We start from the raw sequence: 14,791 nt of genomic DNA on the forward strand, positions 1-14,791 counted from the left end.
GCGAAGGCGTGTGCGGTTGCTCGGCTAGGTGAAGAGGCAGAAGGGGTGGCCGGAGGGGTCGAAGAGGACCCGGACTGTTTCCTGGGGTTGGTAGGGGGCGAGGGTGGCGCCGGCGTAGATGGCGTGGGTGGTGGCGGCTTCCAGGTCGGAGACGTGGATGTCGAGGTGCTGGGTGGCGTGTTGGGTGCCGGGTCTGCTGGGCCAGGTCGGGGTGGTCCACACACGTTCGTATTCGAAGTTGAGGGTGGGGCCTGAGGTATTGCGGATCTGGGCCCAGCCGTCGGTCTCTGGTTCGCCCGGGCGGGGGCCTTCCTCGGTGGTGACCGGGAGGTCGAGGAGGCGGGAGTAGAACGCCGCCAGCGCTCGGGGGTCCGGGGTCGCGATGGTTATCGATGTCACTTCGATCTTCAGACCATCCATTTTCCGACGCTATCGCCACCTCCGCCCTCGCTCCAGGCAAGCCGCGCCGCCGCGGGCCAGTCGATGGTCCGGCGGGTGGGTCAGATTGCGTTGGGGGGTTGGGCACTTGTCATGGCGTCGGCCAGGAACGTGGAGATGATGCGGAGTTCTTCGTCGGTTCGGGTGGAGAGCATCGCCTGCATGCGGGCGCCTTGTTCGGCGTAGAGGGGAGCGAGTTTCTCCTGGATTGCCTCGAGGGATGGGGTGACCAGGACTTTGCGGCGGTCGGTGGGGTCTGGTTGGCGGGTGATGAGGCCTAGGGACTCCAGGCGGTCGATGACGCCGGTGACTGTGCCTGAGGTGAGGCCGGTGTGTTCGGAGAGTTGCCGGGGCGTCAGCGGGCCGTAGGACTGCAGCAGCGTCATGAACTGGGAGTCGCTCGCGCCCAGCCCGACCTTCGCCGAGACGGCGTGGTTGAACAGGATCACGTCGGCGATGAAGCGGATCATCCGCTCCTGCAACTCGGCGCTCAGTTCTTGTCTGGTGCTCATCACGACCTCCACGTTCCTGACCCACAGACACGACGTTCTTGCATTTCTCTCGGATCTCCAAGATACTCGGACTAACGAGATACTTGAACAACCGAGAGAACTGATCCTAGTGGAGGGCGGAACGATGAAGGTGCTGGTGATCGGTGGAGGGACTGGCGGACTCGCGCTGGCGCATGGGTTGAAGCGAGCGGGCATCGAGGTGGCCGTGTTCGAGCGGGACGCGCTCCGCACCGACGGCCTGCACGGCTATCGCGTCGGGATCGACCCCGACGGGAGTCGCGCACTCCACGCGTTGCTGCCGAGGGACCTCTACGACACGTTCGTGGCCACCCGCGCCCGCGACCCGAAGTACTTCAACATGCTGACCGAGGACTTCAAGGAGGTCCTCTCGCTCGACATCCCGCCCTCGACCGATCCGGTGGAGAGCGAGAAGTCGATCAGCCGGATGACGCTTCGCCAGGTCCTCCTCACCGGACTCGACGACGTGGTCCAGTTCGGCAAGGAGTTCGTCCGCTATGAGCAGCACGCGGGCGACGGGCGAGTCACGGCGTACTTCGCGGATGGTACGACGGCCACCGGCGAGCTGCTGGTCGCGGCGGACGGGTCGGGCTCTCGCGTACGGCGGCAATACCTGCCCCAGGCGAAGACCGAGGAGACCGGGGTCATCGCCATCGCCGGCAAGCTGGCTCTCACCGAGGAGAGCGCGAAACTGGTTCCCCCGAAGGTGTTCGAGGGCATCTCGATCGTGAACGCTCCGCACGGGCTGGCCTGCATCCTGCACGTGATGGAGTTCCAGTGGGACCGCGACGGCAATGTGAAACAGGGCATCGGCGGCAACACCGAAGAGCTGATCCGGCAGTGGCCCGGCCTGCAGTTCGACAACACCCGCGACTACATCAACTGGGGTCTGTCGGCGTCGGCTGACAAGCTGCCGGCCAACGTGATGGACCTCCGCGGGCGGGAGCTGATCGACCTCGCGCTCGAGATCACGCCGGACTGGCACCCGAACCTGCGCAGGCTGTTCGAGCTGACAGATCCGGGCACCTGCTTCCCCGTGAACATCTGGACCTCGGTCCCGCTCGAGCCGTGGCAGACCACGAACGTGACCCTGCTCGGCGACGCCATCCACACGATGACGCCCGGCCGCGGCGTCGGCGCGAACACCGCGCTTCGCGACGCGATGCTCCTGTGCCGCAAGCTGATCGAGGTACGGGACGGCCGCGCGCAGTTGCGCGAGGCGGTCGGCGAGTACGAGGCGAAGATGATCGGGTACGGCTTCGATGCGGTGATCAAGTCGAAGGCGCAGATGAGCGCGAGCGACCCGATGCACAAGCCGGTCGTCGGCCGGGTCGTCCTCGCCGGGATGCGCACGGCGATGCGGACCGTCAACCACCTGCCGCCGGTCAAGCGCCGGATGCGCGACTCGATGCTCGCCTACCGCGGCGCCGATCGCGACGAGGCCGCGTTCGAGATCACCCCGCCGCTGGCGAACTGACCCGTACTGCGCTACGCCGTACGGGTGACCGCGGAGATCCAGGTATCCGCCAGGACCCGCTGCCCGGCGTACGTCGGGTGGACGCCGTCCCAGATCCAGTACGACGCCGGCGCACGCAGAGCAGCCGCATCCATCGCCTGCTGATACGCAACGAACACGGCGTCGTGCGAGGCGGCAAGGTCCCGCACGATCGCGGCTCGAGCGTGGACATGCGCAGCCCAGGTCTTCCGAAGATCGGGATTCGGGCTGGTCGGCAGATAGAACGGCTCGCCGAGCACAAGTCGCGCACCAGGCAGCGCCGCCCGCGTCCGCGTCAGCAGTTCGTCGTACTGCGAACCGAAGCGCGACCCGTCCACGTCATCCGACCAGCCGTCCATGATCGCGCCGACATCGTTGACCCCGATCAGGATGCTCAGGAGATCGGGGCGCAGGTCGAGCACGTCCTGCTGCCAGCGGGCTGTCATCGCGGCGAGAGTGTCCCCGCTGATTCCGCGGTTCACGAAGCGCCGGCCGAGGTCCGGGTGGGTCGCACCCGCCTCGGCGGCGATCAGGAACGGATAGGAGTGCCCGAGGATGTGATTCGCATCCTCGGTCTCCCCGCGACCACCGTGCGTGATCGAGTCCCCCTGGAACACGACCAGCTCACCCATCCCCAGCAACTGCCGCCCGAGCCGTTCGCTATCAGGCGTGTTCAAGAGCCCGACGGCCTGAACCGCGGGAATGGGGTTGTCGGTGCTCAGCGTTGTCCGATGTGTTCGGAGACGGCGTCGAAGACCCGGCCGATGGCGGCGAAGTCCTCGGGGGAGGCCAGGTTGACGAGGTTCTGCCGGACGCCGTCCACGTGGTAGGGCGCGGCCTGCTCGAGCAACGAGAAGCCGGCGTCGGTGAGCTCGGCCCAGACGCCCCGCTTGTCGCTCTTGCAGGAGGTCCGACGGACCAGTTCCGCGGCCTCGAGCCGGCCCACCGTGTGGGTCAGCCGGGAGCGGCTCTGGTGCAGCCGGTCGGCGAGCTCGGCCATCCGGAGGCGTCGTTCGGGCGCCTCGGACAGCCGGACCAGGATCTCGTAGTCGTTGATGCCCAGGCCGAACTGACGGAGGTCGTCGTCGAGTTTCGCCATCAGGCGCGCAGTGCCCAGCAGGTACGCGCGCCACGCCACCTGCTGCTCGGAGTCAAGCCACCGGGTCCCAGTCGTCATCGTCACGGGGACAGTGTACCGGGAATGTAATTGACTTTTAAACAGTTCTTGTCTACTGTCGTGGTCAGACGGTTGAAGTTTTAACTTCTTTCCCGAGATCGCGTCGCCCCCATCTGCTTCACTTTCGAGAGGACCCCATGAGCGAGACCGCAACCACCACCATTCCCGGCCTGGTGGCCGGCACCTACGCCCTCGATGTCGCGCACACCGAGATCGGCTTCACCGTCCGTCACCTGATGACCAAGGTCCGCGGGACCTTCGAGGACTTCAGCGGCGAGATCGTCGTCAAGGACTCGCTCGAGGACTCGACCGCCAACGTCGCCGTCGAGCTTGGCTCCGTGCACACCCGCAACGCTCAGCGTGACGGTCACCTGCGCTCCGGTGACTTCTTCGACGCCGAGAACAGCCCGAAGATGTCTTTCACCAGCACCGCGCTGAAGAGCGAGGGTGACGACTACATCCTGGCCGGCGACCTGACCATCAAGGACGTCACCAAGCCGATCGAGTTCGCCGTCGAGTTCCTCGGCGCCGAGCAGAACGCGTACGGCCAGGCGATCATCGGCTTCGAGGCCTCCGCTTCGATCAGCCGCAAGGACTGGGGCATCGACTTCAACGTGCCGCTGGAGGGTGGCAAGCTGCTGATCGGTGACAAGGTCGACATCCACCTGGACGTCCAGGCCGCCCTGCAGGTCTGACCCGTCCGCCGGTCCGCAGGCGAGAGATCTGACCCCGTACGCCGGTCTGCCGGCGACAGGTCGACTCGTACGCCGGTCCACCGGCGCCGAGCATGGTCCGAGAAGGCCCCGTGCCTCCCCTTCGAGGGGAAGCGCGGGGCCTTCGGCATGTCCGGGGGCTACGACTGGACCATCCGGAGGGCGAGGTCGGCGTACAGGACACCGAGACCGGCCGGATCGCGGCGGGTGGGGGAGTACCAGCGGGCGACGTCGATCGACAGCGACAGGATCGCCAGTGTCGTGCCGGGGAGATCCTCGACCGCGAAGGATCCGTCGCTGATGCCGTCGGTGAGGGCCTGCTCGATCTGAGTGGAGATCGCTCGCCGGATCGTCGCGACCTCGGCCAGGTGCTCCGGCGTCAGCGCGGCCAGTTCGTACTGAACCACTCTCGCGATCGTGTGGTGCTCGGCGTGCCAAGTGGTGAACGCCGACACCATCCCCGCCAGCCGGTCCCGCGGCGAGTCACCCGCGTCGGCTGCCCGGAGTACGTCGAGCGCGGCGCGGTGGCCGTACAGGCTGATCTCGAACAGCAGGCGTTCCTTCGAGGGGTAGTGCACGTAGAGCGCGGCCGGGCTCATCCCGGCGCGGGAGGCGATGTCCCGCGTGGTCGTGGCCTGGAAGCCGCGCTCGGCGAAGGCGTCGATGGCGCCGGTGAGCAGCCGCCGGGCCGCGGCGGGCTGGACATGCTCCCAGACGAGGGGACTGGTGACTGCGGACACGTTGACACCCTGCCCTAGATTCGGGAAGCTAAGCAAGCGCTTAGTGATTTGTCTCAGACTCGGGGAGGCCCAAGGATGCAGCGCATCATCTTCAACGAGGACCACGACGCTTTCCGGGCCAGCGCGAAGGAGTACGCCGACCGCTCGCTGGTGCCGCGGATGGAGCAGTTCCTCGAGGAGAAGACGATCGACCGGGCCGCCTGGCTCGAAGCCGGCAAGCAGGGATTCCTCGGGCTCGACGTCCCGGAGGAGTACGGCGGGTCCAGCGTCGGGGACTACCGCTTCAACGCGGTGTTCGCCGAGGAGGTGTCGAAGATCTCCGCTTCGCTGTCGAGCTGTTTCGGCATCCACTTCGACTGCGCCGCGCCGTACCTGGTCGATCTGGGCACCGAGGAGCAGAAGCAGCGCTGGCTGCCGAAGTTCTGCTCCGGTGAACTGGTCGCCGCGATCGGGATGACCGAGCCGTCCGGCGGGTCCGACCTGGCCGCGCTGAAGACGACCGCGAAGAAGACCGACGGCGGCTGGGTGATGAACGGTTCCAAGACCTTCATCACCAACGGCGACATGGCCGACCTCGTCATCACCGCGGCCCGGACCGACCCGAGCAAGGGCGCCAAGGGCATCACGCTGTTCGTGATCGAGGAGGGCATGGAGGGCTTCGCCCGCGGCCGCAAGCTGGACAAGGTCGGCCAGACCGAGTCCGGTACGTCGGAGCTCTTCTTCTCCGACGTCTTCGTGCCGGACGAGAACGTGCTCGGCGAGGTCGACCGCGGCTTCATCCACATGATGGAGCGGCTGGCCCAGGAGCGGGTCGGCGCGGCGGTGTCGAACATCGCGCACGCGATCCAGATCCTCGACGAGACCGTCGACTACGTGAAGCAGCGCAAGGCGTTCGGGCAGTCGGTCGGCTCGTTCCAGTACAACAAGTTCCTGATCGCCGAGCTCGTCACCAAGGCCGAGGTCACCCAGGCCTACGTCGACAACGCGATCGTCGCGCACGACGAGGACCGGCTGTCCGCGGTCGACGCGGCGAAGGCGAAGTGGTGGAGCGCGCACGTGCAGAACGAGATCCTGGACGCGTGCGTCCAGCTGCACGGCGGCTACGGCTACATGAACGAGTACCGCGTCGCGCGGGCCTGGCGGGACGCCCGGGTGACCAAGATCTGGGCCGGCTCGAACGAGATCATGAAAGAGCTCATCGGCCGCGACCTCGGTCTGTAGAACCTCCGCCGGGCCGATAGCAACCATCCAAGGAAGGCCGGAAATGCCTGAAGCAGTCATCGTCTCCACCGCGCGGTCGCCGATCGGCCGGGCCTACAAGGGTTCGCTGAAGGACATCCGGCCGGACGACCTGGCCGTGCAGATGATCCAGGCCGCGATCGGGAAGGCCGGCCTGACCGGGGACCAGATCGAGGACCTGATGGTCGGCTGTGCCGAGCCGCACGACGAGCACGGCGGCAACATGGCCCGCCGGATCGCGGTACAGCTCGGCTGGGACAACACCCCGGCGACCACGGTCAACCGGTTCTGCGCGTCGTCGACCCAGACCGCGCGGATGGCGTACCACGCGATCAAGTCCGGTGAGGGCGACATCTTCGTCAGCGCCGGCGTCGAGTGCGTCTCGCGGTACAAGAACTTCGGGTCGGCCGGCGTCGGCGACCCGAGCTCGTTCAACACCGTCTTCGCGGACGCGGTCCAGCGCACCGAGAAGTACGCCGAGACCAACGACACCTGGCACGACCCACGCGAGGACGGCCTGATCCCGGATGTCTACATCGCGATGGGTCAGACCGCGGAGAACGTGGCGACGCTCAAGGGGATCACCCGGGCAGACCAGGACGCGTTCGGCGTCCGCTCGCAGAACCTGGCCGAGCAGGCGATCAACAACGGTTTCTTCGAGCGCGAGATCACCCCGGTGACGCTGCCGGACGGCACGGTCGTCAGCAAGGACGACGGCCTCCGGGCGGGCACCACGCTGGAGAAGGTCAGCCAGTTGCAGCCGGTGTTCCGGCCCGACGGCACCGTCACCGCCGGCAACTGCTGCCCGCTGAACGACGGCGCCGCGGCGGTGGTGATCATGAGCGACACCAAGGCGCGTGAGCTCGGCCTGACCCCGCTGGCGCGGATCGTCTCGACCGGTGTCAGCGGCCTCTCGCCGGAGATCATGGGCCTGGGACCGATCGAGGCCAGCAAGCAGGCACTCGCCCGCGCCGGGATGAGCATCAACGACATCGACCTGGTCGAGATCAACGAGGCCTTCGCGGTCCAGGTGATCGGTTCGGCCCGCGAGCTGGGCATCCAGGAGGACCGGCTGAACGTGCACGGCGGCGCGATCGCGCTCGGGCATCCGTTCGGCTCCACCGGCGCCCGGATCATGACCACGCTGGTGAACGGCCTGCAGTTCGAGGACAAGCAGTTCGGCCTCGAGACGATGTGCGTCGGCGGCGGCCAGGGTATGGCGGTCGTCCTCGAGCGCCTCAGCTGATGAGCCTCAAGGACCGTACGGCGATCGTCACCGGCGCCTCCCGGGGTATCGGGCTGGCGATCGCAAAGCGTCTCGTGGCCGATGGCGCTCGCGTGGTGATCACCGGTCGCACCCAGGAGACGTTGGACGACGCAGTGGAGTCCCTGGGCGGCCGGGAGTACGCGATGGCCGTTGAGGGCAAGGCTGCGGACCCTGAGCACCGGGCCAGTGTCGTAGCCGCCGCAGTGGCCACGTATGGGTCTGTCGATCTGCTGGTGAACAACACGGGCATCAACCCGATCTACGGCTCGCTACTCGACGTCGACAGTGCTGTTGCGGCCAAGATGGTCGACACGAACGTGCTGGCGACCATCGCCTGGGTCAAGGCCTGCCGCGATGCCTGGATGGGCGTGCACGGCGGTGCTGTGGTCAACCTGTCGTCGGTGGCGGGCCTGGCGCCGTCACCCGGCATCGGCTGGTACGGCGCAACCAAGGCGATGCTCTCCCGGGTGACCACCGAACTGGCGGTGGAACTGGCACCGGCGATCCGGATCAACGCGGTCGCGCCCGCGGTGGTGAAGACCAAGTTCGCCGGTGCTCTGTACGAAGGACGCGAGGACGAGGTGGCGGCGACGTACCCGCTGAAGCGGCTCGGCCGGCCCGAGGACGTCGCGTCGCTGGTCTGGTTCCTGTTGTCCGACGAAGCCTCCTGGATCACGGGTCAGACCATCACCATTGATGGCGGCCTGACCCTCAACGGAGGCATGGTCAGCTAGCAGCTAGGGCTTGCGCCCCTCCCAGGCGACCAAGCGGTCGTACGCCGGTGCCTCGTCCGCGACCTGTACTACGGGCCCGAAGGGGATGTGGCCGCCTCGGGGCTCGGCCGGGATGAACTGCTGGACCAGCGGCAGGCAGTACTCGGCCAGCGAGTCGTCCAGGAGGTCGGTGCGGCCGGTCGCCTTGGCGAGGTCCCACGAGTGCGTGGTGAGCTCTCCGGTGTAGGCGGCGATGGCGGCGGCGCCCGGCAGGGTTCCCCAGGGCAGCTTGCAGGTGCGGCCGAGCACCGACCCGTCGGACAGCGTCTCGTCGAGAGTCGCGCGGCGCTCCTTCCACGTGGTCGGGAAGTCCGTCACACCAGGCGTCACCGTCGGGATCGACAACGGGTCGTTCCCGGTCAGTGCCAGCTCGATCCGGCTGACCACGGTCATCAGGTGGCCCAGCAGGGTGCGGACCTCGTACTCCGGGCACGGCGTCGGCAGGTCGAGTTCGTCGGCGCCGATGGTGTCGATCATGGCCTGGGTCTGGTCCAGGGCGAGCACGAGCATCGGGCGTGGGTCCGTCACGATTCCTCCAGTAGTAGGTGTCGGAACCACTCTCGCGCCCTATATACGACATCTTCTGTCGTGTATTCCTGGCATCATCGTCGGCATGAGAGCCGACCGGTTGCTGCAGATCATCCTGTTGCTGCAACGGCATCCCCGGCTGAGCGCTCGCGAGCTGGCCGAGCGGCTGGAGGTGTCCACGCGCACCGTGATGCGTGACATGGAGGCGTTGTCGGCCGCCGGTGTCCCGGTCTACACCGAGCGCGGGCGAAACGGTGGGTGCGTGCTCCTGCCGGGCTACCGGGCCGACGTGAGTGGGCTGACCCCGCGCGAGGCGCAGGCGTTGTTCGCGTGGTCCGGCCGGGCTTCGTTGTCGGAGGAGCTCGGGCTGCGGGACGCGCTGCAGTCCGCGATGGGCAAGCTGTCTTCCACCCTGCCGCTGCAACTGCAGGGCGATGCGGAGGCCCTGTCGGACGCGATCGTGGTGGACCGGCGACGGTGGTTCGCCGAGGCCGAGGAGGTCGGCGCACTGCCCGCGCTCCGGAAGGCCGTGGTGACCCGCCGGCGGGTGTCCCTGCGGTATGCGTCGGCGACCGCGGGCCGCCCGGTACGTCGTACCGTCGACCCCTGGGGGCTCGTGGAGCAGGCGGGGCGGTGGTACCTGGTGGCCGCGCATCGCGGAGTGGCCCGGATGTACCGGGTGTCGCGGATCCAGCAGGTCGACGTACGGGCGGAATCTGCGGTCAGGCCTGCCGACCTGGACCTCCAGGAGGAGTGGCAACGCCTCCGCTCCGGACTCGAGCGAAGCCTGCCGGCCGGGGTTGACGTGGTTGTCCGAGTCCGCCCGGAGCGAGCCGAGCTGGTCAGGCGCGTGGCAACCCCGATGCTGGCCAAGGGCGAGCAAGCCCGCGACGTTCCAGCCCCCGAGGACGTCTGGCCCCACGTGGCACTGCGCTTCCGCGTTCGAGAAGCAGCCTGCGGGGTGCTCCTGGGCTTCGGTGGAGACGTCGAGGTCCTGCAGCCGCCAGACCTGCGCGCCGAGCTCCTCCGCCTCGCCACAGCCGCCGTCGAGGTCTACAGCCGAGAGCGGGTGGCGGTGAAGCGCTGACGGACGGTGATGGTGCCGTCGGCAGCTTCGTCTTCGTTGCGCCAGTGGAAGCTGGTGGGGGTGATGTCGGTGAAGATCCAGCGGGTCTTGGCGGACTTGGGTTCGCGGGCCTCCAGGGTGATGGAGTTGGCGCCTGGGTGACCGATGAAGGTCATCACCATCGCGTGCTTCGGGCCCATCCAGGTCGAGCGGAAGGCGCCGAGCTCGGGGTCATGGAGCCGAATGGTGAGGCCCCACTCGCCGTCTCCGTCCACCGCGCGCTGCGCACGGCTCGGCGTGATCCAGATGTCTGCGACCGCACGTCCGTCCAGGGCCCAGGCGAAGTGCCACTCGCCCTTGGTCTCCCGCACCACCTCGCCCGCGTCGTCGTACCACTTGACCTCGAGATCCCAGCTGCCGATCAGCGGCGCGAACGAAGCAAACGCCTCGGCGAACTCCTCCCGCGGCCCGTCCGACACCATCAGTCCGGCCAACCTCTCGGCCGGTGAAGTCCTGGCTCCATCAGTCATGATGACAGCATACCTCCCACCTGACAGTGTGCTGTCAATCGAAGGAGCGGAGACCTGCCGCGGATGGCTGCTGGTATCTGGTCAGGAACGCAGAGGCGCCAACCGCGGCTCCCCAGAGCACGGCCGCCCAGGACCAGGTCGTGCTGAAGCCGCCCGGGGTGCCCTGGTGCGCCGCCGAGACGATGCCCAGATACATCCCGGACACCGCCACTCCGATCGCGGCGAGCAGGAACTGATGCGGCCACCACGCCGCCAACGCGGTCAGGGCGACCAGGGCCAGCGCCAGCGCGCCTTGGACGGAGTAGTGGTCCACGCCGTTGGTGTAGTCGCCATCCGGGCGATTCTCGCGATCCGCGGCGAACATCTCGAAGGCATAAACGACCCATGGGCCGAGGCTCACGAGCGCGAGCACAGCCAGCGGTACTGAGAGGCGTGAAGGTCCGAGTCCGCGCCAAGCACGAGGGGAACCGATCAGGACGATGGAGAGGATCTGCACGGCCAGGACACCGTCGAGAACGGCCGCCTGCCAGGCCAGCGACACAGCCGCCGCCAGGGCGATCACGAGGCAGACGACGGTCAACTGGACGATCGCGGCGGTGTTGAAAGGGGTATGGACGAGGGCAATCAGAGGCGCGGCGATCAGGGCGCCGAACATGAGGCCCCAACCAGCCTCCAGCATCACCGGCCAGGACGAACTCCACGTGACGGTCAGGTCGATGATGGCAAAGCCCGGCAGAAGCCACACCAGCGCATAGAAGACGGCGAGCGCCCGAACACTGGTCTGCCGCCAGTTGCCCACGACGCCAGCATGCGCACTGCCGGGCACCCCAGCAAGACGCTGGTTGAGGTTATTCGGAGGTGGACAGCACCAGCGAGCGGAGGCGGGTGATGGCCAGGGTCAGGCCGACCGTGGTGACTGCTAGCAGGAGGATCACGGCGATCGGGAGTTTGACCGCGGACTCGACGTGGGGAGCGTCGGAGAGCTTCTGGATCACCGCGAGGGACCACTGCTGGACCGACAGAGCCTTGGCGCCGTCCACGTACTGTCCCATCACGCTTTCCCAGAGCAACGAGTAGAGCAGACCGATGGTGACGGCGTTGGCCGAGATCACCGAGATGGCGGTGAAGATCGCGGTGTAGGCGATGCCGGCGACCAGGGCGCCGATGCCGAAGGCAAGGGCCGTCCGGAGGTCGGACGGGTCGAGGATGATGCCGGCCAGCGTCATCGGGATCGCGCCGAGGGCGAGGATGACGCCGATGGCGACGCCGGCCTTGGTGAGGATGATCGTGTAGCGCTTGATCGGCTTGCTCAGCAGGTAGACGATCGAGCCGTCGTCGATCTCGGTCGCGATCGCGCCGGTCGCCGCGATCAGGGCGACCAGCGGCAGGATCACCGCGAGCCCGAACTGCTGGAGCAACGCGGTACTGAAGTCGGCGGTGTCGTCCACCGTCAGGGCGAGCAGCACGCAGAGCGCGAGCAGCACCACGGGGAGGACGAACAGCAGCAACCCGCGCCGGTGGCCGAAGAGCGTGGCCAGCGTGAGCCGGGCGATCGTGGCGACCATCAGCGCCTCCCGACGAGGTAGGAGAAGACGCTCTCGAGGGACTCGTCCGTCGGCGCGACCTCGAGCAGCCGGATGCCCAGCTCCCGTGCCAGCGTGGGAACCAGCCTGCTGAAGCGCTCGAAGTCGAGCACCTGCACCTGCAGCGAGGAGTCGTCCAGGTCGGCGCCCGAAGTACAGGGGTCGGCGATCAGTGCGGAGGCGAGCCGGCGGTTGTCGGAGGACCGCAGCCGGTAGAGCACAGGGCGGTCCGTCATCAGTGTGCGGATGGCGCGGTAGTCGCCTGAGGCCGCGTGGCGGCCGGACACGACGACCTCGATGTGGGTCGCGACCTGCTGCACCTCCTCGAGGATGTGCGAGCTGAACAGCACCGTGCGCCCGTCCGCGCCCATCTTGCGGAGCAGGTCCATCAGGTGCAGCCGCTGTCGCGGGTCCATCCCGTTGAACGGCTCGTCGAGCAGCAGTACCGACGGCTCGTGCACGAGCGCCGCGGCCATCTTGATCCGCTGCTTCATACCCTTCGAGTACGTCGAGATGCGGCGCCCGGCCGCGTCCTCCATGGCGACGATGGTGATCGCCTCGGCCGCGGCGGCACCGGGATTCGGCAGACCCTGGAGCTGGGCGTTCGCGACCACGAACTGCGAGCCGGTCAACGTGTCGTAGACGGCCTCGGTCTCGGGGACCAGGCCGATGTGCCGGTAGGCGCCCTCGTTGCGCCACACCTCGGCGCCGTCCAGCGTGACCGTGCCGGTCGACGGCGGCAGGAATCCCGCCATCATCGTGATCAGCGTCGACTTGCCCGCGCCGTTCGGGCCGAGCAACCCCGTGACGCCAGGGCCGATCGTCATGGTGACGTCGTTGATCGCCACCACGTTGCCGTACCAGCGGGAGACCTTCTCGATCCGGATCACGCTCATCCGCGCGCCACCTTCGCGTACCGCGCGTTGACGCCCCAGACGCAGGCCGCGACGAGCAGCACGTAGACCGCGGTGAACACCAGGCCCTGCTGGGTGGTCGGCATCCAGCTGCCGTCGCGGTCGTTGCGCAGGAACCACGTCTGCAGGGCCTCGGTGAGGTTGAACGGCGACACCAGACTCGCGTACCGCGCGGCCGTGCTCGACATGTCGCCCTTCTCGTCCACGATCGCCATCGTGGTGGTCGCCGCGGTGAAGGACACGATCAGTACGGCGATGATCGCGGCGACGGCGAATCCCCGGCGTGGGGTGGCCGCAGCGATCAGGCCGCCGATCGCGGCGAGCAGGATCGACAGCAGCAACGCCCCGGCCAGCCCGGCCACGAACTGCTTGCTCATCTGCAGGAAGTTGTACTTGGCCAGCAACGCCCCGGCGTACAGGACGACGAGGGGGATGCAGATCAGGATCATCTGGGCTGCGACCAGCGCGGTCAGCTTCGCCAGCGCGTAGTCGGTACGGCGCGGCGGCCGGGCCAGGTAGAGCACGATCGAGCGGTAGCGCAGGTCGCGCGAGAACAGTTGGGGAGCCTGCGAGGCGAGGTACAGCGCGATCACCGGCTGCAGCAGGTAGATGTAGTCGACCGGCTCGATCGGCGGCTTGTCGAACTGCAGGCCGTTCTCGATGCCGACCACGATCGCCGCCGGCACCACCATCACTGCGAGCAGGAAGATCGGCATCACCTTGGACTTGCCGGACCGGCCGATTCCGTAGGCGTGCCGGAGGCTGCTGACCATCAGGGCCTGCGTGATCGCCCACCGGCCGAGCCGCGGTCCGTCGTAGTGCCGGTAGCCGATGTCGTGGATGACGCCCGTGCGGTCAGACACTGAAGACCTCTTCCAGCCGGTGCCGGTGCGGTTCGACCCGGACCAGGCCGAGGCCGAGCTCGGCGACCGTGTCGCGGACGATGTCGTACGTCTCCTCGCCGCTGATCTCCACCAGCACCAGCGGCCCTTCGGCCCTCGCCCTGGCGCCGGCCCGTTCCAGCGCCGCACCGAGCCGGTCGCGTCCGCTCAGGTCGCGGACCTCGACAGCCAGAACTCCGGTCTCGCCGGTCAGGGCCGCCTTCGACTCCGACCGGAGCAACCGGCCGCCGTCCAGCACGACGATGTGGTCGCAGACGTGCTCGAGCTCGCCGAGCAGGTGCGAGGTGATCAGCACGGGGATGCCGAACTCGGTGCCGATCCGCCGGACCAGCGTGAGCATCTCGTCGCGCCCGGCGGGGTCGAGGCCGTTGGTGGGCTCGTCGAGCAGCACGAGCTTGGGGTCGTGGGTCAGCGCCTGCGCCAGCTTGACCCGCTGCTTCATGCCGGTGGAGTAACCACCCATCGGGCGGTACCGAGCCTCGTCCAGCCCGACGTGGCGCAGTACGTCGGCGGCGCGTTCGCGGGCGGCGGTGGCCGGCAGGCCGGACATCTGGCCGAGGTGCACGACGAACTCGGTCGCCGACACGTCGGGCGGCAGGCAGTCGTGCTCGGGCATGTAGCCGACGAGCGCGCGGACCGCCTCGCCGCCGGTGACCACGTCGTGTCCCAGCACGATGGCACTTCCGGCGGTCGGGGCGATCAGTCCGAGCAGGATCTTCAGCAGGGTCGACTTGCCGGCGCCATTGGCTCCGACCAGTCCGGTCACTCCGGACCCCACCTCGACGGTCAGCTCGTCCAGGGCCGTCACACGCGGGTATCGCTTGGTCAACGATGCGGTCGCGATCACGGGCACCGGCCAACCCTAAGGCCCGAGGGTGTCTGGGCAGAATCACAGG

General features: G+C 67.9%; 18 protein-coding genes. 6 read left to right on the forward strand and 12 right to left on the reverse strand.

Annotated features, from left to right (window positions below; all coding sequences use genetic code 11):
* Positions 1-24 precede the first annotated feature (24 nt).
* Positions 25-420 carry a VOC family protein gene (locus EV644_RS33980; protein WP_132193840.1) on the reverse strand — a complete coding sequence of 132 codons (396 nt, stop codon included), beginning with the start codon at positions 418-420 and terminating at the stop codon, positions 25-27.
* Positions 421-500: 80 nt separating this feature from the next.
* The gene (locus EV644_RS33985; RefSeq protein WP_199240147.1) at positions 501-950 is read right to left on the reverse strand and encodes a MarR family winged helix-turn-helix transcriptional regulator; all 450 of its coding nucleotides are present in this window, start codon (positions 948-950) and stop codon (positions 501-503) included.
* Positions 951-1,074: 124 nt separating this feature from the next.
* Between EV644_RS33985 and EV644_RS33990 the strand changes: the two genes are divergently transcribed.
* The gene (locus EV644_RS33990) at positions 1,075-2,445 is read left to right on the forward strand and encodes an FAD-dependent oxidoreductase (protein WP_132193838.1); all 1,371 of its coding nucleotides are present in this window, start codon (positions 1,075-1,077) and stop codon (positions 2,443-2,445) included.
* Positions 2,446-2,456: 11 nt separating this feature from the next.
* On the opposite strand, the gene EV644_RS33995 is transcribed toward EV644_RS33990, so the two are convergent.
* Both EV644_RS33995 and EV644_RS34000 read right to left on the reverse strand, forming a co-directional pair.
* On the reverse strand, positions 2,457-3,140 hold the full coding sequence (locus EV644_RS33995) for an SGNH/GDSL hydrolase family protein (RefSeq protein WP_132193836.1): 684 nt from the start codon (positions 3,138-3,140) through the stop codon (positions 2,457-2,459).
* Positions 3,141-3,181: 41 nt separating this feature from the next.
* Positions 3,182-3,640, reverse strand: a complete 459-nt coding sequence (locus tag EV644_RS34000) for a MarR family winged helix-turn-helix transcriptional regulator (protein ID WP_132193924.1) — start codon at positions 3,638-3,640, stop codon at positions 3,182-3,184.
* A gap of 137 nt (positions 3,641-3,777) precedes the next feature.
* Between EV644_RS34000 and EV644_RS34005 the strand changes: the two genes are divergently transcribed.
* A complete protein-coding gene (locus tag EV644_RS34005; protein WP_132193834.1) occupies positions 3,778-4,335 on the forward strand; it encodes a YceI family protein in 558 nt (185 codons plus the stop codon).
* Between the two features lie 158 nt (positions 4,336-4,493).
* Here EV644_RS34005 and EV644_RS34010 read toward each other — a convergent pair whose 3' ends face one another.
* Positions 4,494-5,093: a TetR/AcrR family transcriptional regulator gene (locus tag EV644_RS34010; RefSeq protein ID WP_132193832.1), complete on the reverse strand. Its 600-nt coding sequence runs from the start codon at positions 5,091-5,093 to the stop codon at positions 4,494-4,496.
* Between the two features lie 75 nt (positions 5,094-5,168).
* Here EV644_RS34010 and EV644_RS34015 point away from each other — a divergent pair, with 75 nt between their 5' ends.
* Genes EV644_RS34015 through EV644_RS34025 form a run of 3 tightly spaced genes read left to right on the forward strand, consistent with a single transcriptional unit; the run spans position 5,169 to position 8,333 of the window.
* A complete protein-coding gene (locus EV644_RS34015) occupies positions 5,169-6,314 on the forward strand; it encodes an acyl-CoA dehydrogenase family protein (protein ID WP_132193830.1) in 1,146 nt (381 codons plus the stop codon).
* Between the two features lie 43 nt (positions 6,315-6,357).
* Positions 6,358-7,578 (forward strand): acetyl-CoA C-acetyltransferase, encoded by a 1,221-nt coding sequence (locus EV644_RS34020; RefSeq protein WP_132193828.1) that lies wholly within the window; start codon positions 6,358-6,360, stop codon positions 7,576-7,578.
* On the forward strand, positions 7,578-8,333 hold the full coding sequence (locus EV644_RS34025) for an SDR family oxidoreductase (protein ID WP_132193826.1): 756 nt from the start codon (positions 7,578-7,580) through the stop codon (positions 8,331-8,333). Before EV644_RS34020 ends, EV644_RS34025 begins: the two co-directional genes overlap by 1 nt.
* 3 nt (positions 8,334-8,336) lie before the next feature.
* Here EV644_RS34025 and EV644_RS34030 read toward each other — a convergent pair whose 3' ends face one another.
* Positions 8,337-8,900, reverse strand: a complete 564-nt coding sequence (locus tag EV644_RS34030; RefSeq protein ID WP_241999160.1) for a TIGR03086 family metal-binding protein — start codon at positions 8,898-8,900, stop codon at positions 8,337-8,339.
* An 85-nt stretch (positions 8,901-8,985) separates the two neighbouring features.
* Between EV644_RS34030 and EV644_RS34035 the strand changes: the two genes are divergently transcribed.
* Positions 8,986-9,987 (forward strand): helix-turn-helix transcriptional regulator, encoded by a 1,002-nt coding sequence (locus EV644_RS34035; RefSeq protein ID WP_132193824.1) that lies wholly within the window; start codon positions 8,986-8,988, stop codon positions 9,985-9,987.
* Here the strand turns inward: EV644_RS34035 and EV644_RS34040 are convergent.
* The 6 genes from EV644_RS34040 to EV644_RS34065 are packed head-to-tail and all read right to left on the reverse strand — an operon-like array spanning position 9,954 to position 14,748.
* Complete coding sequence (locus tag EV644_RS34040) at positions 9,954-10,496, reverse strand: hypothetical protein (RefSeq protein WP_132193822.1); 543 nt, start codon at positions 10,494-10,496, stop codon at positions 9,954-9,956. The genes EV644_RS34035 and EV644_RS34040 overlap by 34 nt on opposite strands.
* 34 nt (positions 10,497-10,530) lie before the next feature.
* Positions 10,531-11,295: a hypothetical protein gene (locus tag EV644_RS34045; RefSeq protein ID WP_132193820.1), complete on the reverse strand. Its 765-nt coding sequence runs from the start codon at positions 11,293-11,295 to the stop codon at positions 10,531-10,533.
* Positions 11,296-11,344: 49 nt separating this feature from the next.
* On the reverse strand, positions 11,345-12,061 hold the full coding sequence (locus EV644_RS34050) for an ABC transporter permease (RefSeq protein WP_199240148.1): 717 nt from the start codon (positions 12,059-12,061) through the stop codon (positions 11,345-11,347).
* Positions 12,061-12,975, reverse strand: a complete 915-nt coding sequence (locus tag EV644_RS34055) for an ABC transporter ATP-binding protein (protein WP_132193818.1) — start codon at positions 12,973-12,975, stop codon at positions 12,061-12,063. Before EV644_RS34055 ends, EV644_RS34050 begins: the two co-directional genes overlap by 1 nt.
* Positions 12,972-13,856 carry an ABC transporter permease gene (locus EV644_RS34060; RefSeq protein ID WP_132193816.1) on the reverse strand — a complete coding sequence of 295 codons (885 nt, stop codon included), beginning with the start codon at positions 13,854-13,856 and terminating at the stop codon, positions 12,972-12,974. Before EV644_RS34060 ends, EV644_RS34055 begins: the two co-directional genes overlap by 4 nt.
* Complete coding sequence (locus EV644_RS34065) at positions 13,849-14,748, reverse strand: ABC transporter ATP-binding protein (RefSeq protein WP_132193814.1); 900 nt, start codon at positions 14,746-14,748, stop codon at positions 13,849-13,851. Before EV644_RS34065 ends, EV644_RS34060 begins: the two co-directional genes overlap by 8 nt.
* Positions 14,749-14,791 lie beyond the last annotated feature (43 nt).

It is taken from the genome of Kribbella orskensis, from assembly GCF_004342085.1.
In the GTDB taxonomy this organism is placed as follows: domain Bacteria; phylum Actinomycetota; class Actinomycetes; order Propionibacteriales; family Kribbellaceae; genus Kribbella; species Kribbella orskensis.